Raw genomic sequence first — 17,300 nt, 5'->3', positions numbered from 1 at the left:
CGCCCCCGTCCGGGATCACCGGGCGGGGGCGTTGTCAGTGGTCGTTCTTAGGGTGGTTTGCATGACGCCATTCCGTTCCAGTCGCACGCTTCGACACATGGTCGAAGAGGGGAAGGGCCTCACTGAGCACGCGAGTGTGAGAGCGCGCATCGACGCGGTGCTGCGCGTCATGGGAGGGCTGGGCGGTACGTACGGCAAGGGCAAACCGTTGGTGAACGCCCTGGAGGACGTGGCTCAAGAGGCCATCCTCTGCGGGGACTTCGAGTTCGCCCAGCGTTTCCAGCGTTTCGCCGCGTACGCCGGAGGCGAGATGTTCCTGGACGTTGTGCAGGCGCAGTACGACGAGAGGGCACGGCAGCGCAGCGAGGAGTACATGCGGAGGACGGTGGCTCTGGGCGCCGACCGGGCAGTCGCCGTCCTGGACGCCCTGCGCCGCGACACTCCTGACGCCACGGCCTCGGACGCGCGTGACGTTTTTCAGGGCATCGCTCAATCCATCGACCACCTGGGTCTCGGAACGGGCGAAGGCGGTGTCCAGTTGTCCACCAAGGAAGTGCGACGACTCCAGAAGCTCGGACACATGAACGTGGTCCTCCGGAGCCTGCCGCGCGCGGTCTCCGCCGAAACCGCCGAGTTGCTGACCGACATCTTGGCGGACGCCGACACGGAGTTGCTGGCCCAAGTGCTCGCGCTGAAAGCCAGGCGAACCGCGCTGGAGGCGCTGCGAGTCGTCGTGGACGATCCGAACAGTTCCGAGGGCGCTCTCCACGATCAGCTGAAGGACCAGGAGTGGATCTTCGGCGGTGCCTACGTGGCCGAGCTGGCGCGCAGGCAGTACACCCCGGACACCATCCTCGATATCCCCTTGCTGCGGGCGGACGGCTCCTTGCACGTGGTGGAACTCAAGCGTGCCGACATCGAGAAGCTGGTCATCCGTCGCAGCGGCCACCTCATGCTGGGCGCTCCACCGCATCAAGCGGTCTCCCAGGCGCAGAACTACCTGCGGACCCTCGACGAGAACCGCCGGGCCATCCTCGCGAAGCACGGTGTGGACACCCGCAGGGCCTCGGCGACAGTGGTGATCGGGCACTCCCGGTACGTCACCGGGGGCATCACCCCTCAGGAGGTCGCGGAGACGCTGCGCACCTACAACGCCCACGCCTCCCGCATAGAAGTCATCACGTACGAGACCCTGTTGGACTCGGCGGCCCGCATGCTGGCGCTCTCGTCGGCGCGACAGGAACTGAGCCGGCCCGAGGAGCCCACGGCATGAGCGACACCCCGCCCGCGATCGAAGAGCTTCTGGCCCGCCTGTGCGGTGGCACGATCACGAGCAAGGACTACGTCGGGTACTTCCGGAACGAACACGGGGAGGAACTGGTCTTCGCCCAGCGCCGTGGGGAGAAGACCGCCAGACTCTGGCACAGCGACGCCGAATGGCAACTGTTCCGGGTCGGGGACCGGTCCATACGGGTCGGGCAGGTGATGGACGGGATGATCACCGTCGAGGACCTCGTCGTCGACCGCTCAGAAGCGGCCTGGCTGTCTTCCTGCCTCACCGCTTCCCGGCATCTCCGACCGGGGGCGTCCTAGCAGTCGAACCGATGCGCGTACGGCATCGCCGGGCACTCCCTGCACACGAACATCGGTGTAGGGGGAGCCGAGGCGTTCCTCGCCCTCCTGAGGGACGGGGACGTCGAGCAGGAGACCGCCCGCGAGGACGGCCGCCTCGTCGCGCCAGTAGAGGCGGGGGAGGACGGAGTCCTCGGAGTCTGCCGGGTGGTTGAGGGTGCACCAGACGAGCTGGAGGACATCGGCGCCTTCGGGGAACTCCAACTCCGGTACGTCACGGGCGAAGAGCTGGACGACGGGGACCATCGGGACCTCGCCGACGACCCGCTTGTCGTCCGGCGGCAGCCAGTGCCCCCGCTGCCCACAGCGCGGCCACTCCTCCGAGGAGGGCCACAACAGCGGCCCCCCGACGGAGCTTTCGCGCGGGCCCGGCGTTCCGGTGGTCGGTGACAGGACGGTCGTACGCAGGGCGAGGGGCGCGAGCAGGGGGATCAGCTCGCCTATGTCGGTCGGGTCCACGGCCCGACGGTATCCGCATCCGCCGCGTTGTCAGTGCCCCCGGCTACGGTCGTCCACATGGGTGCCAAGACAGGACTGCTCGTGTATGCGGACGGCGACGTCCCGGAGTTGTTGAAGCGGGTGGGGGACGCGGACGGGGCGCGGACCGCGGAGTTGGTGTGGCGGCTGTATCCGGGGTGCGGGATCGAGGAGGCTGGGGGGATGGGCCTCTCGGATGCCGTGTACCCGTCGGAGGGGACGGTGTACGCGGGGAGTTGGCCGGGGGTGGACGTCATCGGAGACCGGGAGGTGATGCTCGACTTCCCCTCGCGCCTCCCGGAACACCTCGTGGCGGCGAGCGCGGGGCGCCGACTCGTCCTGCACGCGATGCACAGCGTGGTCGACTGGCTCGCCTTCGCCGTGTGGGAGGACGGCCGGCTGGTCCGTTCGCTGAGCGTCTCGCCGGACGACGGGATCGTGGAGAACATCGGCGAACCGCTCCCGTTCGAACTCCCTTACTGGGCAGGGGACCGCCCGGCGGAGATCATCCCGTGGCCCGGCGAGGAGGACGAACCGTACGCGCTCCCCTTCCACCCCCTGGAGTTCGGCGAGGACGCCCTGCGCGCGCTCTGCGGATTCATCCTGGAGGGCCGCCCGCACCCCGACGACGTGGACGCGGAGGCCGTCCAGCTCCACGGATTCCGTATCCGGAACCCCGACGCCCCGGAGAAACCGGCCCGTCCGGTGGACGCGACCCCGGCCCGCTTCTACACGCTGAGCGAAGGCCGGCTGATCGAACGCGAGGGCCCCTAGAAGTCCCCGCCGACCCGCGCGAACGGCAACCTCCGCACCGGACCACGAAGGCATACGGTCGTCACAGAGGCGGCAGAGAAAGGGACCCATGAACACCGAGAAGCGTCAACGCGCCCAGGATTTCCTCGACTTGCACCGGAAGGACGGCTGCTTCCTGCTGCCCAACGCCTGGGACGTCGGCAGTGCGCGCCTGCTGGAGTCCGCCGGGTTCCCGGCCGTCGCGACGACGAGTGCGGGTATCGCGTTCTCGCTGGGGCGACCGGATCACGGGTACGGGGAGGGGCGGCTCGGCCGTACGGAGATGCTGGCCCGTGTCGCGGAGATGGCGGCCGGGGTCGACGTACCGCTCAGTGCGGATCTGGAGGACGGGTACGGTGCGAGTCCCGAACTCGTCGTGGAGACGATCGAGTTGACGATCGCGGCGGGTGCGGTGGGCGGCAACATCGAGGATTTCACGGGGGATCGGGCAACTCCCCTGTACGACAAGGGGCTTGCGGTGGAGCGGATGCGCGCGGCCCGTGCGGCGGTCGACGCGGGCGGGACGCCTTTCGCCCTGGTCGGCCGCACCGACGTCCTCCTCACGGGCGGCACCCTCGGCGAGGCGGTCGACCGGGCCAACGCGTACCTCGCGGCGGGCGCCGACTGCGCGTTCGTACCGGGCGCGGCCGACGCGGAGACGATCGGCGCGCTGGTGCGGGGCATCGACGGCCCCCTGAATGTCGTGATGGGCCTGACGGGCGGCGCGTTGTCGATGGCCGACCTGAGGGCGCTGGGGGTGCGGCGGGTGACCGTCGGGGGGAGCATCGTACGGACGATGTACCGCCAACTGGCCGATGCGGCAAGGGAGTTGGCCGAGCAGGGCACCTTCACCTACGCCGCGGCCCAACTCCCGCAGGACGAGATCAACGCCCTCTACGAGAGGGGCTGAGCCGCCTCGCGCTCCACCGGCGCCTCAACTGCCGTCTCCTCGGCGGGGATTCGCCGCAGCAGCAGCCAGTACCCCGCCCCCGCCACCGTACCCACCACCGCACACGTCCCCCACAGCCACTCCGCGCCGAGACGGTCGATGACCAGGCCGGACATGAGGGGGGCGATGAGGGCGGCGGCGGACCAGGAGAGGGTGTACATGCCCTGGTAGCGACCGCGCCCGTGGGAGGGGGAGAAGCGGACGACGAGGCCGGTCTGGGTGGGCGCGTTGACGATCTCCGCGAGGGTCCACACGCACACGGTCAGCGCGAAGACACCGACGGAACCGGCGAACGCGGTGAGGCCGAACCCGTACCCCGCGAGGACCGAGGAGATGACCAACAGCCGTACGGGATCGCGGTGTTCGATGAACCGGGTGACCGGGATCTGGAGGACGACGATCAGCACGCCGTTCACCGCGATCGCCACCCCGTAGTCCGCGGGCGAGAATCCGGCCTCCCCCATCGCCACCGGCAGCCCCACGGCGCCCTGTTGGAAGATCAGCGCGACCAGGAACGACAGCCCGACCAGCGACATGAACCGCCGGTCGCGGACGACGGTGGCGAGCGAGACGTTCTCCTCGGCCGCCGACTTCGCCCGGGTCGGCCGGGACTCGGGCAGCTTGAGGAAGACGACGATCGCGCAGACGAACGTCATCCCCGCCTCGATGAGGAACCCGGCGAGATAGCTGACCCCGGCGATGAGCCCCGCGCCCGCCGACGAGACCGCGAACCCCAGGTTGATCGCCCAGTAGTTGAGGGAGAAGGCCCGTACGCGGTCCTCGGGGCGCACGATGTCCGCCATCATCGCCTGCACCGCCGGCCGGGACGCGTTGCTCGCCGCGCCGACGAGGAACGCGACGCCCGCGATGGCGACCGGGTCGGTGACGAAGCCGAGCAGGGCGACGGAGAAGGCCGTCGACAGCTGGGCGATCAGCAGGGTCGGCCGGCGTCCGAGGCGGTCCGCCATCACCCCGCCGGCCAGGGACGAGACGACGCCGCCGAGCCCGTGCAGCGACGCGACGAGACCGGCGTACGAGGCGGAGTAGCCGCGGTCGAGGGTCAGGTACAGCGCCATGAACGTGGCGACGAACGCGCCGAGCCGGTTGATCAGCGTGCTCGTCCACAGCCACCAGAACTCGCGGGGCAGGCCGGAGACGCTCTCGCGGGTGGCGCGTCTGAGGGACGCGATGGACATGGAGACCCCCGGTGTAAGTGGTGCAGGCGGTATACGTACGTTACGAGAGGGGGTGTTCCGGGAGCGAGCCGATTAACAGATCTCGTCAATGCACCGCGAGGCGCTGTGGCCCAAACCCTTCGATTACGCTCATACGCATGGCCGACGCACCGTACAAGCTGATCCTCCTCCGCCACGGCGAGAGCGAATGGAACGCGAAGAACCTGTTCACCGGCTGGGTGGACGTCAATCTCAACGAGAAGGGCGAGAAGGAGGCGGTCCGCGGCGGTGAGCTCCTGACGGCCGCCGGTCTCCTCCCCGACGTGGTCCACACGTCCCTCCAGAAGCGCGCGATCCGTACCGCGCAGCTCGCCCTGGAGTCCGCCGACCGGCACTGGATTCCCGTCCACCGCAGCTGGCGCCTCAACGAGCGCCACTACGGCGCCCTCCAGGGCAAGGACAAGGCGCAGACCCTCGCGGAGTTCGGCGAGGAGCAGTTCATGCTGTGGCGCCGCTCCTACGACACGCCCCCGCCGGCGTTGGCGGACGGCACGGAGTTCTCCCAGTCCGGCGACCCCCGCTACGCCGCCATCCCCCCGGAGCTGCGGCCCCGCACGGAGTGCCTCAAGGACGTCGTCGTCCGCATGCTCCCCTACTGGTACGACGGCATCGTCCCGGACCTCCTCGCCGGCCGCACGGTCCTGGTCGCCGCCCACGGCAACTCCCTGCGCGCCCTCGTCAAGCACCTCGACGGGGTCTCGGACGCCGACATCGCGGGCCTGAACATCCCCACCGGGATTCCGCTGGCCTACGAACTGGACGCGGACTTCAAGCCGGTCGTGCCGGGCGGGAAGTATCTGGACCCTGAGGCGGCTGCGGCTGCTATTGAGGCGGTCAAGAATCAGGGGAAGAAGAAGTAAGCGGCTAACCGAAACCCCCTGTTCCGTGTTTTCCTGCGGAACAGGGGGATTTTTCTTCCCGCCGGATGTGAGTGCCGAATTTGGGGATTTCTCCCGTGTCGGAGTGGGGAAAACAAAAATCCTGTTGAGGCTATAGCGCCGTGGGAGATTTCTTGTACCAGCCGGTGATTACCTCGACGAGATGGACAATGTTCTGGGTCCGCATGATCGGTGCCGCGGCATTTGGTTCGAAGTCATTGTTCGCCGCTGTAGTCCGCCAGATGCTGGTCTCGGCGACCGGTGCTGTCATGTGAGGATCGAGACGCTTGAAGAAGGCGGTGATGTCATCGAGTTCGATCGGGTTGTCACCTGATCGCAGAGAACGGAAAACACCGCCGAGAACACGGAGCATTCCTACCGAGCCGAGGAGTGAGTTACGGCGTACCTCTTGGGCCCTGGTCAGTTCTCCTGACTGGCGATCCGCCTCGGGATCGTCCTCGGTGAGGGCGGCGAGGTCATCGAAAGCATTGGAGATGACGTCGAGGAAATCCTTGACCTGTTCGATCACTTCGCCGTCGGTGAGGGTTTGTTCGGCTTTCTTGCTGATCCGTCCGCCGGCGCCGGCAATGACGGCACGTGTGATGTCGGCGACGTGCTTGGCACCCATGAAGTTTGGGTTCTTGAGTGTCATGCGGTCCTGTTCGGCGTCGATTCGTCCTTTCAGCAGCGGATGGTCGATGACGTCGGACAAGGTGCGGTTGGCGACCTTGTAGCTGTCGAAACGAGCGCGGACGGCGCTGCTGATTCCCTTGGCGTTGTCGGCTACATCCACGAACATCTGCTGTGACTTGATCGGATCTGGTTCGACGTAGATGTCCAGGCCGACGTACTCGGCTTTCAGGCGATTCATCCGGCCGATGAATTTTTCGCGTTCGGCTTCGAGTTTTGCTGCCTTCTCCGGGCTGACTTTGCGAGCCATCTCGCGGTCGACTGCGGAGATGGCGTCTGTGATGCGTTGTTTCTCGATGGCGACCCCGAGTACGCGATGCTGGCCGTCGATGGTGCGCAGGGACGAGATGCCGCCGATCGCCCAAGGGACTGTGAGATAGCCGACGTTGCCGTGATCATCCACTTTTTCGAAAGTGCATCCGCCGCCGTCCCTGGCCAAGAGGGCAGGTGCCACCCAGTCCTGTTTGGCATCGAGATACTCGCCGAAGTGTTTGGCGTGGAGGCGATCAACCTTTCGGTTGTCCTTGTCGACGTTGTTGGGGTCAGGAACCGGGAGGATGGTGGGAAGGTCCAGAAGAGGAACTCGCACGCTGTAGACGGTACGGCCGCCTTGAGGTGTCTTGATTGCTAGGTAGGTGCTGGAGTCTTGCGGCTTGGACAAACGTAGAGGGTCGACAGAAATGCTCACGACAATCCCCCTGTCGGGAATATTTGGACGCCTTCGGGTGCGGCAAGAAATAAACCGTATAGGGTGTCCGCTGTCGAGGGGAGGTAAATTCTTAATTTGAGAGACAGGTTGGAGGAATTGGTTGCGAATCTTTCGTTTGTGCAATCATTTGTTCACGGGTGAGGCGATCGTGAACGTGTGGCGCCTCCGACTGGCCGTCCTGTATCTCTCGGGGGCTTTCGACTGGTGGTGAAGATCGTTGTCTGTGTATTGCCAGGGTGGACGGGCTGGTACCTCCAGCCGAAGAGGCTGCTGAGGGCGGTGAGTCGCCAAGGGCTTGGCTGAGGGGTCGAGGCTTTCCTGTCGGGTACGACGTGCTGCGCACGCGGGATGTGCGAACACCACCCCCACCCAAGCAACGCCCCCGCCCGATCCCACGTCTGGCAGAGGGAACGCACAGGAACCCACCCCCTTGAACGGAGCGCTCGGTGCTCATAGGACTCCTGACCGCCATCGCGGCGTCGATCTGCTACGGCACGGGCTCCGTACTGCAAGCCGTCGGCTCGCGGAAGTCGGCCCGGCGGCAGGCGGCGGCGGAGGGGCAGGTCACGACGCACGGTGGCCCCAGCCTCTCGTCCACCGCACAGGCCGCGATGACCTGGGAGTTCATCGTCGGGACGGTGCTGGACTTCGTCGGCTTCGGGCTCGGCGCGCTGGCGGCCAGGCTGTTGCCGCTGTTCCTGTCGCAGACGGTCATCAGCGCGAACCTGATCATCACGGCCGTCCTGAGCGTCAAGCTGCTCGGCATCCGGCTGACCCGGAAGGAGTGGACGTCGATCGCGGTCGTCTGCTCGGCGCTGGTGCTGCTCGCGAGCGCGGCGGGCCCCGAGGGCAGCGGGCACACGCCGATCGCGACGCACTGGTGGCTCCTCGCGGTCTCCGTACTGCTGATGGTGGGCGGCACCGTCCTCGTCCGACTGCTCGGCGCCCGTGCCGCGATCCTCGCCGGCCTCCTCTCCGGCCTCGGCTTCGGCGCGCTCGGTGTGGGGGTGCGCGTGCTGAACGGGATCGCCCCCTTCGACCTCGGCGCGCTGCTCGGCGACCCCGCCCTGTACGCCATCCTCGTCGCCGGGATCGGCGGCATGTACCTGCACACGGTCGCCCTCCAGATCGGCTCCGTGAACGGCGCGACCGCCGCACTCGTCGTCGGCGAGACCGTCCTCCCCGGCATGATCGGCGTCTGGTGGCTCGGCGACGCCTCCCGCCCCGGCTTCGCCTGGCTCGCGGTACTCGGCTTCGTCCTCGCGGTCTCGGGGGCGGTGGCGGTGGCCTGGTTCGGGTCGGAGGAGGGGGCCGGGACGGACGACGCGGTCGCGAGGGACGTCCCGGAACTCGCCGTGGACCGCGCCTAGCACGCACCCGCTTTCGCCGGGGGCGGGCTGAGCCGTCAGCGCCACTCCGGCGGGATCTGGGCGAGCTGGGCCCGCAGGTCCCAGTTCTCCGGTTCGTTCGTGGGTACGTCCCACACGGCCCCCGAGGCGGCCCAATAGGCCCGGTTCAGGCGGACTTTGGTCAACTTGTCGTCCCCGGCACCCGACTTGATGCCGCAGCAGTCGCAGAAGACCCACTCGGCGACGGCGTGCTCGTTCCAGAGGACGGTGCCGTCGTCCCGGCCGTATATACGGCACGTGGTCTCACCCACCCCCCGTCACCCGCCCGAACGCCTCAAGATTCCGCGTCGACTCCCCCCGCGACACCCGCCACGCGTACTCCTTGCGGATCGCCGAGGCGAACCCCATCTCCAGCAGCACATTGAACGCCCCGTCGGCGGCCTCAAGGGTCTGCCCGAGGAGGCGGTCGATCTCGGGCGGGGTGACCGTCGCGAGGGGGAGCCGGGCGGTGACGTAGATGTCTCCCAGGCCGTCGACGGCGTAACTCACCCCGTACAGCTTGAGGTTGCGTTCCAGGAGCCAGCGGTGGACGGCGGGCTCGTTCTCGTCGGGATGCCGGATGACGAACGCGTTGAGGGAGAGGGAGTGGCGGCCGAGTCGTAGCGAGACCGTCGTCTTCAGCTTGCGCGTGCCGGGGAGTTCGGCGACGTACGTGCCGGGGGACGGGGACTCCCAGGAGACGCCCGCCTCCTGGAGCGCCGTCTCGATGACGGTGTGCGCCTCAGCCTCAGCCATGGTGGGAGCGTACGTTACGGCGGTGGGACTGGACGGCGGCGGTGTAGACGTCGGCGGTGGCGGCGGCGGCCGTGTCCCAGCCGAAGTGCTGGGCGTGGGCGGCGGCGGCGCGGCCCATGCGGCCCACCAGCTCCGGTGAGTCCGCGAAACGTTCCAGCACGCGCGCGTACGACGCCGGCTCGTGCCCGTCGACGAGGAACCCGGTCTCGCCGTCCCGGACGGCGACGGGGAGCCCGCCGACGGAGGCCGCCAGGATCGGCGTACCCGTCGCCTGCGCCTCTATCGCGACGAGGCCGAAGGACTCGCTGTAGGAGGGGACGACGAGGACGGAGGCCGCGCGGAACCAGTCCGCCAGTTGTTCCTGGCCGACGGGCGGGCGGAAGCGGACGACGTCGGCGACGCCGAGGCGCGCGGCGAGCTTCTGGAGCCCCTCCGGCTTGGCGAGCCCGCTGCCGCTGGGACCGCCGACGACGGGGACGACGATCCGCGAGCGGAGTTCCGGACGGTCGTCCAGCAGCACCGCGACGGCCTTGAGGAGGACGTCCGGCGCTTTCAGCGGCTGGATGCGTCCCGCGAAGAGGGGGATCAGGGCGTCCGGCGGCAGGCCGAGGCGTGCACGCGCCGCCGCCCGCCCGTCGCCCGGCGTGAAGCGGTCCAGGTTGACCCCGGGGTGCACGACGGCGACCTTGGCCGGGTCGGCGTGGTAGTGGTGCACCAACTCCCCCGCCTCCTCGGCGGTGTTGGCGATCAGCCGGTCCGCCGCCTCGACGATCTGCGTCTCCCCGATGACACGTGCCGCCGGCTCGGGGGAGTCGCCGTCCGCGAGGTTCGCGTTCTTCACCTTGGCCATGGTGTGCATCGCGTGCACGAGAGGCGCGCCCCAGCGTTGCGCGGCGAGCCAGCCGACGTGCCCGGAGAGCCAGTAGTGGGAGTGGACGAGGTCGTAGTACCCCGGCCGGTGACCGGCCCACGCCTGCATGACGCCGTGCGTGAAGGCGCACAGCTGGGCGGGGAGGTCCTCCTTGTTGAGGCCCTCGTAGGGGCCCGCGTCGATGTGCCGGACGAGGACGCCGGGCGCGAGGTCGACCGTCGGCGGCAGCCCCCCCGTCGTCGCCCGGGTGAAGATCTCGACCTCGATGTTGATCGCCGCCAGCCGCTGGGCCAGCTCGACGATGTAGACGTTCATCCCGCCGGCGTCCCCGGTGCCGGGCTGGTGCAGGGGTGACGTGTGCACGGAGAGCATCGCGACACGGCGCGGCCTGCGGTGCGGGAGCCGCAGCCGCGGGGTCGTGGCCGGGGAGCGACGCCCGAGCCGGCTGACGTACTGGCTCACGTGGCGTTTCCTCCTTGCTGGCGGTGCTGCGGGCATGCGAAAGGAGGGGGTCGTGCACCCTCCGAGCCGGTGCAACACCGCGAGGCGGCCCTCCCATTCCGGGTACGGGGCCTTCCGGGGGGTGTTTTTACCTACGCGTTACCGTGACTCGCTCAACCGTTCGATCGTGCGGGGCGTCCCGTTACCCTCGTACGCATGACCTCCCCCCGCCCCGTCGGCACCGTCACGCGCGGGACGACCAACCCGAACCGGCTGCGGCGCATGGACCGCTGGATCGCCGACGCGCACGGGGCCGAGCTGCGGCGGGCCGATGCGCCGGTGGCCGTCGATCTCGGGTACGGGGCGGCGCCGTGGACGGCCGTCGAGCTGCTGGCCCGGCTGCGGCGGAGCGTGCCGCACGCGCGCGTGGTGGGCGTGGAGATCGACCCCGCGCGCGTGGCCGCCGCGAAACCGTACGAGCGGGAGGGGCTCGTCTTCCGGCACGGGGGGTTCGAGGTGCCTGTCGAGGGGCGGCCGATGCTGGTGCGGGCGGCGAACGTGCTGCGGCAGTACGACGAGGACGCCGTCGCCGGGGTGTGGGCGCGGCTGTGCGGGCGGCTGGCGCCGGGCGGGCTGCTGGTCGAGGGGACGTGCGACGAGATCGGGCGGCGGCACGTGTGGGTCGCGCTGGGGCCCGAGGGGCCGCGTACGGTCACCTTCGCCGCGCGGCTCGCCTCCCTGGAGCGGCCGTCCGACCTCGCCGAGCGGCTGCCCAAGGCGCTCATCCACCGGAACGTGCCGGGTGAGCCGGTGCACGCCTTCCTCCGGGACTTCGACCGGGCCTGGGCCGCCGCCGCGCCCTACGCGTCGTACGGGGCGCGGCAGCGGTGGATTCGGGCGGTGCGGGATCTGGCGGGGGAGTGGCCGGTGGTGGACGGGGCGCGGCGCTGGCGGCAGGGGGAAGTGACCGTGGAGTGGGGGGCGTTGGCGCCTCGGTGACGCCTCGGACATCCGCGGCCCGTGGCGGGTTCACCCTGTCGGGTGACTGTCGGCGGGAACGCCTCCGCCGCGTCGTTCGTCACACAGGCATCGGATGTGTCATGCCGGGGCGGGAAGTGGGGAGATGGGGTGGAGCGGGAGGTGGGGGAGGGGCGGCAAGGCCGTACAAACCCTGTCGTTTTCGGTCGGGGCGTGACAGTATCCCCGATGGTCGTAAGTTACTGACGGTTAATCAGTTGGGGGAGCGATTATGGGTACGGGCAAGCGCGCCCTGGTGGCCACGGCCGTGACCGTCGTCTGCGCGGTGACGGTCCTGGCGGCCCCGGCGACGGCGTTCGCGGCCCCCGACCCCGGCCCGAGCAGCGGCCCGAGCGCGTCGCCGACTCCCGCCCCCGGCAAGGACCTTCAGGAGGTCCGGGCCCGCCTGGACGCGCTGTACCACGACGCGGCGGTCGCCACGGACGCGTACAACGCGGCGGAGGAGGCGTCGAAGGAGCAGTCCTCGATGATCGTCGCGCTCGCCCAGCGCATCGTCGACGGCCGCGAGCAGCTCGCCAGGCTGAAGGACCGCGCGGGAGCCGCCGCCCGCGCCCAGTACCGCAGCGGCGGCCTGCCCGACGAGGCGAAGCTGATCCTCAGCGAGGACCCCTCCCAGTTCCTGGACGGCGCGGGCCGTGTCCTCCAGGGCCAGAAGGCGACCAAGGGCCTCCTCGCCCAGCTGGCGACGGTCCAGGCCGACCTGGAGCAGTACGCGGACGACGCGGCGGCCCAGTGGCAGAAGCTGGAGGCCGGCCGGCAGGCCAAGGCCGCCGCCCAGAAGCGCATCGAGCAGCAGATCGCCGCCGCGAAGAAACTAGAGGCCGAGCTGGCCCAGGAGGAGAAGGAGCGCCTCGCCGAACTGGAACGGCAGGCCGCCCAGCAGGCCCAGACGAAATGGCTCGACGAGAACACGGGCGTCGTCGGCGACACCGCGACCGGCGCCTCCGCCCAGGGCGCGAAGGCCGTCACGTTCGCCCTCGCCCAGCGCGGCAAGCCCTACGAATGGGGCGCGGAGGGGCCGGGCTCGTACGACTGCTCCGGGCTCACCTCCCAGGCGTGGGCCGGTGCGGGCACGCCGATACCCCGCACCTCGCAGGAGCAGTGGAGACAGCTCAAGCACGTCGACATCAAGGACATGCGCCCGGGCGACCTCATCGTCTACTACGCCGACGCCAGCCACATCGCGATGTACATAGGCGACGGCCAGATGGTCCACGCCCCCCGCCCCGGCCGCTCGGTCACGGTCGCCGGCGCGGGCTCGATGCCGATCCTGGGCGTCGTACGGCCGGACGCGTAAGGGGCGCGGCGGGGAGAAAGGGGGGTGAGCGGGGCCACGTGACACAGAGCACGCGTCCTTGATCCCAAACCCCGCGCGGACGTGACGTTCGTCATCCCCGCACCTCACCCGCACTGCCCAACTGCGGTACGGAACGCGGCATATGCCATTGACGCGAGATCAACCTGGGTGCCGTACACCATTCCGCTGCGGCGCTCTCTGCGGCTAGGGTCCCGCTCGGTGGGACGAGTCCCTCGTCACCGCCGTGCCCTCGGGGGGAGGGAAGGAACCCAGGACATGCCCGTACCCGTACCGCGGCAGAGAGCGGTCCCGGCGGTGGAGTGCGGCCGGCCGGAGACCGAGGCCACGGCCGAGGCGCCGGAGACCGGGGCCGCGGCCCTCGCGCCGGGGACCGAGGAGACGCCCGACATGCCCGACACACCGGGCTCGCTCACGGCCACGACGGCCCCGGCCGCCTCCGGCACGCCGGAAACCGTGGGGACGACCGGTGACGCCGGCGTCGTCAGCACACCTGAGAACGCCGGCGCGGACGGGCCCCTTGGTGCGGACGGGCCCCTTGGTGTGGCCGGGGCCTCCGCCGCCCTCGTGGCCCCCCAGCTCACCCTCCTCCTCATCCAGGACGACCCCTCCGCCACCCCCCTCGTCCCGGATCTGCGGGACTCCGCGGGGCAGCCCATCCGGGTCCGGGCGGCGCGCAACCTCACCGAGGCGGAACGTCTCCTCACCGACGACGTCCACTGCATCCTCCTCGACCTGGCCCTCCCCGCCCCCGGCTGCGGCCCGGACGGCGCACACGGCAACGAGGACGAGCTGGACGTCCTGCGGCACGTCCTGCGCCTCGCCCCCCGGCACGCCGTCCTCGCCCTCACCGCCTCCGGCGACGCCGACCGCGCCGCCGAGGCCGTACGCGTCGGTGCGCAGGACTACCTCTTCCGGGACGAGCTGGACGGCCGGCTGCTGAGCCGCGCGATCCGGTACGCGGTCGAGCGGAAACGTTCCGACGCGGCCGAGCGCAGGCTCGCGGAAGGGCGGCTGCGGGCCCAGGAGAACGCCCGGCTGGAGCGCGGGCTGCTGCCCACACCGCTCCTCGACGGCGCCTCGCTGCGGTTCGCCGCCCGCTACCGGCCGGGCCGCTCGCGCGCGCTGCTCGGCGGCGACTTCTACGACGTCGTCCGCACCCCCGACGGGATCGTCCACGCGATGATCGGCGACGTCTGCGGGCACGGGCCCGACGAGGCCGCGCTCGGCGTCGAACTCCGGATCGCCTGGCGGGCGCTGACGCTGGCCGGGCTCTGCGGGGACGACCTGCTGCGCACCTTGCAGGAGGTGCTGGAGCACGAGCGGGACGGCGAGGAGATGTTCGCGACGCTGTGCACCGTCGACATCGATGCCGACGGGACGCGGGCGCGGCTCTGCCTCGCCGGGCACCCGGCGCCGCTGGTCGTGCGCGACGGGCGGGCCGAGCTGCTGCCGTACACCGAGAACGGGCCCGCGATCGGGATGCTGCCGTGGGAGAGCTGGCCCCGGATGGAGGTCGAACTCGGGGCGGAGTGGAGCCTGTTGCTGTACACCGACGGGCTCATCGAGGGGCGCGTCGACGACGGGCGCGGGGAGCGGCTCGGGCAGGACGGGATGGTCGGCATGGTGCGCCGGCTGTGGGGTGAAGGGGTGCGCGGGGAGCGGCTGCTGCGCTCCGCCGTGCGCGAGGTGCGGGAGATGAACGGGGGCGAGCTGGCGGACGACGTGGCCGTACTGCTCCTGGAGCGGTAAGCCGCGTCCTGCTACCGGCCGCCGTTGTAGGGGCCGTACGGGCCGTCGCTGCTGGAGCCGCCGCCGCCTCTGCCGCCGCGGCCACCCTTGCCGCCGCCGGGCAGCGTCCGCAGGGCGGGGCGGACGTCGACCATGTACACGATCGTCGCGACCAGGCCGATGATCGGCAGGAACGACAGGATCGGGAAGATGAGGTTCACGACGAAGGCCAGGCCCAGGACGATCATCCAGAACGGCTTGGTCTGCTTGTCGACCGCCCGGTAGCCGTCCTCTCTGCGGATCGCCGCGTCGAAGAGCGCGAAGCCGCTGAAGACGATCAGGGCCAGGCTCAGCAGAGCCATGAAACTGCTGAATCCTTGCATCAGCACAACGTCCACCACCCGGTTCGACTACTCGTCCGTTACGCGGTCACCGTACCCGCAACCCTCGGTCCGCTACCCCCTTCAACGAGCCGGACACCACGAGAGTGCCCGGCCCGTCGTACGGCTCACTTCGCCGGCGGGGTCGTCTTCTTCGCGGCGGCCTTGCGGGCCGGGGCCTTCTTGGCGGGGGCCTTCTTCGGGGCGGGGGCGGCCTTGGCCTCGGGCTGCTCGGCGGGGGCGGGCTCGGCGGGGGCCGGCGTCTCGGCGGTCTTGGTGGAGGCGGGTGCCTCCTCCTCGACCTCGACCGCGACGGCCAGCTCCTGGATCTCCTCCGCGGCCTCCCCGCGCCAGGTCTTCACGGCCTGCTCGCCGTGCTCGGCGACCTTCTCGTACGTCTCGCGCGCCTTCACGGCGTACTCCGCGGCGACGCCGACGCTCCGCAGGGCCAGGTCCTGGGCGGACTCGCCGAGCTTCTTCAGGTCGGCGTCGAGGGTCGAGCCGAGCTTCTTGAAGTCGCCGTCGAGGGCGGAGACGAACTCGCCGACCTTCGTCTGAAGGGTCTCCTGCGCCTCCTTGGCCCGCGCGCCCGCCTTGGCACCGGCCTCCTTGGCCCGCGCCTTCGGGTCGCTCTCCCGCACGGCCTCGAACCGGGCGGGCGCGTCCGCGCGCAACTGCTCCACCAGCGCGGGGACCTTCTTCACCTCCTGCAACGCCAGATCGGCCGCGCCGGCGGCGAAGTACAGGGGGGTCGGGTCGCTGAGGGTCTTGCGCAGATCGTCGGTCATGGCCATGGTGGGTGTTCCTCCCGGTTTCACGTTCGTCGACATCGGCCGAGGTGTGCGTCCGCGGTGGGCCGGCCGGCCCCTTGGACCGGTCAACCGGCCGCCCCCTGCGGATCGCTGTGGTCAGTTCTGGGTACGACGCTGTCGCCGTCGGGCTCCGCCTTCGGGGGCGGGCTCGCGTCGAACCCGTTCTCCTTGCGGAACGACTCGTAGATCTGGAGCAGCGCCTGCTTCTGCGGCTCGGTCAGCGTCGGGTCGGCGAGGATCACGGCGCGGGTCTCCACCTCGTCCAGATCCCGCTCGGCGTCCAGAATCCCCGCCCTGACGTACAACGTCTCGGCAGAGATCCTCAGCGCCTTCGCGACCTGCTGAAGCACCTCGGCACTCGGCTTCCGCAGGCCCCGCTCGATCTGGCTGAGATACGGATTCGACACCCCCGCGGCCTCCGCGAGCTGCCGCAACGACAGCCGCGCGTTCCGCCGCTGCTCGCGTAGGTACTCGCCGAGGTTTCCGACGTTGAGCGATGCCATGGCTCTACCTTGCCCGGCGTTGCTAACTATTGCAAGCAGGTGCTTGCAATAGTGTGCCGGGTCACTGTGACTGGGCGCGACAGTTGTCACCTGGGCGGGACATCTGCCACCGGCCCAAGCGGCACGAGGCCCGGGCGGCTCTGAAAGTCCGGCCGGAATCGCGGAGCTAGGCTTCGTTCATGCTGCCTCAGCACCAGTCCAGAGAGCACGCTGACGAGTACTTGTCGATCATCGACAGCTTGAGTGCCCGGCCCTTCCCGGACGAGAACGGCCGGCCGGGAGGGGCCGGCCAGTGGAGTGGGCCCGGCTTTCACCTGGCCGTGCTCCGTGAAAGTCAGGACTTCTGGGAGGACCGGAGTGCCGAGATCGTCGAGGCAGCGGAACGGGAGCTGGAAGCCGGCCTTGCCGCGTTGTCGGTCATCCTCGCGGAACGCTGGGGCGCCCCTGAAGCGGTTGACCTGTGGCCCTATCTCGAACTCGACGACTCCGACTCGACCGCCACGAGCCGCGAACCGCTCAGCTTCCTGTGCGGTGTCGCCGGCAGCATGCAGATGTGGCGGTTGCCGCACTCGGAGCGATGGGTCGGTCTGACCATCGGCCAAGCCGACCCGGAATGGCCCTTTCAACTGCTGGTGGGGATCGGTGAAACGTCCTCGCTGGACGGCAGGTGACAACTATCGCGCCTGGTCACACTCACGCCACG

General features: G+C 69.8%; 19 protein-coding genes. 10 read left to right on the top strand and 9 right to left on the bottom strand.

What is annotated here, in order from left to right; all coding sequences use genetic code 11:
* The first annotated feature begins 97 nt into the window (after positions 1–97).
* Both ABZX85_RS46175 and ABZX85_RS46170 read left to right on the top strand, forming a co-directional pair.
* Positions 98–1,273 carry a Shedu anti-phage system protein SduA domain-containing protein gene (locus ABZX85_RS46175; RefSeq protein WP_355883949.1) on the top strand — a complete coding sequence of 392 codons (1,176 nt, stop codon included), beginning with the start codon at positions 98–100 and terminating at the stop codon, positions 1,271–1,273.
* Entirely contained in the window at positions 1,270–1,593 is a 324-nt protein-coding gene (locus ABZX85_RS46170; protein ID WP_355883947.1) for a hypothetical protein, read from the top strand. The genes ABZX85_RS46175 and ABZX85_RS46170 overlap by 4 nt, the downstream gene beginning before the upstream one ends.
* On the opposite strand, the gene ABZX85_RS46165 is transcribed toward ABZX85_RS46170, so the two are convergent.
* Entirely contained in the window at positions 1,528–2,091 is a 564-nt protein-coding gene (locus ABZX85_RS46165) for a hypothetical protein (RefSeq protein ID WP_355883945.1), read from the bottom strand. The two genes, ABZX85_RS46170 and ABZX85_RS46165, sit on opposite strands and share 66 nt — an antisense overlap.
* A gap of 57 nt (positions 2,092–2,148) precedes the next feature.
* Between ABZX85_RS46165 and ABZX85_RS46160 the strand changes: the two genes are divergently transcribed.
* Together ABZX85_RS46160 and ABZX85_RS46155 are read left to right on the top strand one after the other, a co-directional pair.
* Entirely contained in the window at positions 2,149–2,883 is a 735-nt protein-coding gene (locus tag ABZX85_RS46160; protein ID WP_355883944.1) for a hypothetical protein, read from the top strand.
* Positions 2,884–2,971: 88 nt separating this feature from the next.
* A complete protein-coding gene (locus ABZX85_RS46155; protein WP_355883942.1) occupies positions 2,972–3,811 on the top strand; it encodes an isocitrate lyase/phosphoenolpyruvate mutase family protein in 840 nt (279 codons plus the stop codon).
* Here the strand turns inward: ABZX85_RS46155 and ABZX85_RS46150 are convergent.
* Positions 3,796–5,046, bottom strand: a complete 1,251-nt coding sequence (locus ABZX85_RS46150; RefSeq protein WP_355883940.1) for an MFS transporter — start codon at positions 5,044–5,046, stop codon at positions 3,796–3,798. The two genes, ABZX85_RS46155 and ABZX85_RS46150, sit on opposite strands and share 16 nt — an antisense overlap.
* A gap of 137 nt (positions 5,047–5,183) precedes the next feature.
* On the opposite strand from ABZX85_RS46150, the gene ABZX85_RS46145 reads away from it, so the two are divergent.
* Positions 5,184–5,945, top strand: coding sequence for a phosphoglyceromutase (locus ABZX85_RS46145; protein ID WP_355883938.1), 762 nt, complete (start codon positions 5,184–5,186; stop codon positions 5,943–5,945).
* A 130-nt stretch (positions 5,946–6,075) separates the two neighbouring features.
* Here ABZX85_RS46145 and ABZX85_RS46140 read toward each other — a convergent pair whose 3' ends face one another.
* Positions 6,076–7,341, bottom strand: a complete 1,266-nt coding sequence (locus tag ABZX85_RS46140) for a DNA sulfur modification protein DndB (RefSeq protein ID WP_355883936.1) — start codon at positions 7,339–7,341, stop codon at positions 6,076–6,078.
* A gap of 467 nt (positions 7,342–7,808) precedes the next feature.
* Between ABZX85_RS46140 and ABZX85_RS46135 the strand changes: the two genes are divergently transcribed.
* A complete protein-coding gene (locus tag ABZX85_RS46135; protein WP_355883934.1) occupies positions 7,809–8,732 on the top strand; it encodes a hypothetical protein in 924 nt (307 codons plus the stop codon).
* A gap of 35 nt (positions 8,733–8,767) precedes the next feature.
* Here ABZX85_RS46135 and ABZX85_RS46130 read toward each other — a convergent pair whose 3' ends face one another.
* From ABZX85_RS46130 to mshA, 3 genes are all read right to left on the bottom strand, one after another.
* The gene (locus ABZX85_RS46130; RefSeq protein WP_355883933.1) at positions 8,768–8,896 is read right to left on the bottom strand and encodes a hypothetical protein; all 129 of its coding nucleotides are present in this window, start codon (positions 8,894–8,896) and stop codon (positions 8,768–8,770) included.
* Positions 8,897–9,014: 118 nt separating this feature from the next.
* Positions 9,015–9,506 (bottom strand): YbjN domain-containing protein, encoded by a 492-nt coding sequence (locus ABZX85_RS46125; protein ID WP_355883931.1) that lies wholly within the window; start codon positions 9,504–9,506, stop codon positions 9,015–9,017.
* Complete coding sequence (gene mshA, locus ABZX85_RS46120) at positions 9,499–10,839, bottom strand: D-inositol-3-phosphate glycosyltransferase (RefSeq protein WP_355883929.1); 1,341 nt, start codon at positions 10,837–10,839, stop codon at positions 9,499–9,501. Before mshA ends, ABZX85_RS46125 begins: the two co-directional genes overlap by 8 nt.
* Positions 10,840–11,034: 195 nt before the next feature.
* Here mshA and ABZX85_RS46115 point away from each other — a divergent pair, with 195 nt between their 5' ends.
* The 3 genes from ABZX85_RS46115 (at position 11,035) to ABZX85_RS46105 (ending at position 14,923) form a co-directional block, all read left to right on the top strand.
* Positions 11,035–11,817: a class I SAM-dependent methyltransferase gene (locus ABZX85_RS46115; protein WP_355883927.1), complete on the top strand. Its 783-nt coding sequence runs from the start codon at positions 11,035–11,037 to the stop codon at positions 11,815–11,817.
* Between the two features lie 250 nt (positions 11,818–12,067).
* Entirely contained in the window at positions 12,068–13,153 is a 1,086-nt protein-coding gene (locus ABZX85_RS46110; protein ID WP_355883925.1) for an NlpC/P60 family protein, read from the top strand.
* 276 nt (positions 13,154–13,429) lie between these two features.
* Positions 13,430–14,923, top strand: coding sequence for a SpoIIE family protein phosphatase (locus ABZX85_RS46105; protein ID WP_355883923.1), 1,494 nt, complete (start codon positions 13,430–13,432; stop codon positions 14,921–14,923).
* Positions 14,924–14,934: 11 nt separating this feature from the next.
* Here ABZX85_RS46105 and ABZX85_RS46100 read toward each other — a convergent pair whose 3' ends face one another.
* The 3 genes from ABZX85_RS46100 to ABZX85_RS46090 all read right to left on the bottom strand — a co-directional run bounded on the left by ABZX85_RS46100 (position 14,935) and on the right by ABZX85_RS46090 (position 16,597).
* Positions 14,935–15,285: a DUF2516 family protein gene (locus tag ABZX85_RS46100; RefSeq protein WP_355883921.1), complete on the bottom strand. Its 351-nt coding sequence runs from the start codon at positions 15,283–15,285 to the stop codon at positions 14,935–14,937.
* 125 nt (positions 15,286–15,410) lie between these two features.
* Positions 15,411–16,076, bottom strand: a complete 666-nt coding sequence (locus ABZX85_RS46095; RefSeq protein ID WP_355883919.1) for a hypothetical protein — start codon at positions 16,074–16,076, stop codon at positions 15,411–15,413.
* An 83-nt stretch (positions 16,077–16,159) separates the two neighbouring features.
* The gene (locus ABZX85_RS46090; RefSeq protein ID WP_355883917.1) at positions 16,160–16,597 is read right to left on the bottom strand and encodes a helix-turn-helix domain-containing protein; all 438 of its coding nucleotides are present in this window, start codon (positions 16,595–16,597) and stop codon (positions 16,160–16,162) included.
* Positions 16,598–16,776: 179 nt separating this feature from the next.
* Between ABZX85_RS46090 and ABZX85_RS46085 the strand changes: the two genes are divergently transcribed.
* Positions 16,777–17,268, top strand: coding sequence for a hypothetical protein (locus ABZX85_RS46085; RefSeq protein ID WP_355883914.1), 492 nt, complete (start codon positions 16,777–16,779; stop codon positions 17,266–17,268).
* The last annotated feature ends 32 nt before the right edge of the window (positions 17,269–17,300 follow it).

This window comes from Streptomyces sp. NPDC004539 (genome assembly GCF_040610055.1).
In the GTDB taxonomy this organism is placed as follows: domain Bacteria; phylum Actinomycetota; class Actinomycetes; order Streptomycetales; family Streptomycetaceae; genus Streptomyces.
This window is presented reverse-complemented; position numbering and strand designations above follow the sequence as displayed.

Bases quoted from the DNA above. Each gene is read 5' to 3' on its own strand.
- ABZX85_RS46155 (WP_355883942.1), top strand. From the start codon at position 2,972: ATGAACACCGAGAAGCGTCAACGCGCCCAGGATTTCCTCGACTTGCAC.
- ABZX85_RS46090 (WP_355883917.1), bottom strand. From the start codon at position 16,597: ATGGCATCGCTCAACGTCGGAAACCTCGGCGAGTACCTACGCGAGCAG.
- ABZX85_RS46170 (WP_355883947.1), top strand. From the start codon at position 1,270: ATGAGCGACACCCCGCCCGCGATCGAAGAGCTTCTGGCCCGCCTGTGC.
- ABZX85_RS46115 (WP_355883927.1), top strand. From the start codon at position 11,035: ATGACCTCCCCCCGCCCCGTCGGCACCGTCACGCGCGGGACGACCAAC.
- ABZX85_RS46175 (WP_355883949.1), top strand. From the start codon at position 98: ATGGTCGAAGAGGGGAAGGGCCTCACTGAGCACGCGAGTGTGAGAGCG.
- ABZX85_RS46095 (WP_355883919.1), bottom strand. From the start codon at position 16,076: ATGGCCATGACCGACGATCTGCGCAAGACCCTCAGCGACCCGACCCCC.
- ABZX85_RS46105 (WP_355883923.1), top strand. From the start codon at position 13,430: ATGCCCGTACCCGTACCGCGGCAGAGAGCGGTCCCGGCGGTGGAGTGC.
- ABZX85_RS46100 (WP_355883921.1), bottom strand. From the start codon at position 15,285: ATGCAAGGATTCAGCAGTTTCATGGCTCTGCTGAGCCTGGCCCTGATC.
- ABZX85_RS46150 (WP_355883940.1), bottom strand. From the start codon at position 5,046: ATGTCCATCGCGTCCCTCAGACGCGCCACCCGCGAGAGCGTCTCCGGC.
- ABZX85_RS46145 (WP_355883938.1), top strand. From the start codon at position 5,184: ATGGCCGACGCACCGTACAAGCTGATCCTCCTCCGCCACGGCGAGAGC.
- ABZX85_RS46160 (WP_355883944.1), top strand. From the start codon at position 2,149: ATGGGTGCCAAGACAGGACTGCTCGTGTATGCGGACGGCGACGTCCCG.
- ABZX85_RS46110 (WP_355883925.1), top strand. From the start codon at position 12,068: ATGGGTACGGGCAAGCGCGCCCTGGTGGCCACGGCCGTGACCGTCGTC.
- ABZX85_RS46085 (WP_355883914.1), top strand. From the start codon at position 16,777: ATGCTGCCTCAGCACCAGTCCAGAGAGCACGCTGACGAGTACTTGTCG.
- ABZX85_RS46125 (WP_355883931.1), bottom strand. From the start codon at position 9,506: ATGGCTGAGGCTGAGGCGCACACCGTCATCGAGACGGCGCTCCAGGAG.